The 724-nt window shown below is 67.5% G+C and carries 1 protein-coding gene and 1 pseudogene; both read left to right on the top strand.

Annotated elements, in window-relative coordinates; genetic code table 11:
* A pseudogene (locus tag ACWAUG_RS13640) lies at positions 1 to 222 on the top strand (IS3 family transposase); the annotation flags it as partial.
* Positions 223 to 263: 41 nt separating this feature from the next.
* Positions 264 to 724: IS3 family transposase (locus ACWAUG_RS13635; RefSeq protein ID WP_460802841.1), on the top strand; the 461-nt coding region annotated here is incomplete at its 3' end.

The following is a 724-nucleotide window of genomic DNA, read 5'->3' as shown; positions in this document are numbered from 1 at the left end:
GCGGTCGCGCAGATGCTCGGCATCGGGTCGCCGGAAACGATCCGCACCTGGATCCGTCGGGAGCAGGTCGATGCGGGCGACCGGCCCGGTGTGACGACTGACGCGACAGTGGAGATCAAGCGCCTTAAGCGGGAGAACGCCGAGCTGCGGCGGGCGAACGAGATCTTGAAGGCGGCTTCGGCTTTCTTCGCGGCCGAACTCGACCGGCCACACAAGCGATAGTCGCCTTCATCGACGAACACAAGCACCGCACTGAGGGCGGGATGCGATGGGGTGTCGAGTCGATCTGCGCCGTGCTCACCCAGCACGGCGTGAAGATCGCCCCATCGACCTACTACGACGCGAGAGGTCGCGGTCCGTCGCCCCGGCAGGTGTCGGATGAGCGGTGGAAGCCGATCATCCTCGCCGCGTGGCAGACGCACCGCAAGGTGCTCGGAGCCCGGAAGCTCTGGCTGCGGTTGCGTCGTGACGGGCACGACATCGCGCGCTGCACGGTCGAGCGTCTCATGCGTGGGCTCGGGATCACCGGCGTGCTCCGTGGGAAGCGGAAGCGCCCCGTCGACACGGATCCACGGGAGACCCGCCCAGCGGATCTCGTCGACCGGCACTTCGCCCGGTTCCGCACGAACCAGCTCTGGGTCGCGGACTTCACGTATGTGTGGACGTGGTCCGGGTGGGTCTACGTCGCGTTCGTGTTCGACGCGCACTCCCGCCGCATCATCGG

Source organism: Microbacterium sp. GXF6406 (assembly GCF_054798215.1).
This window is presented reverse-complemented; position numbering and strand designations above follow the sequence as displayed.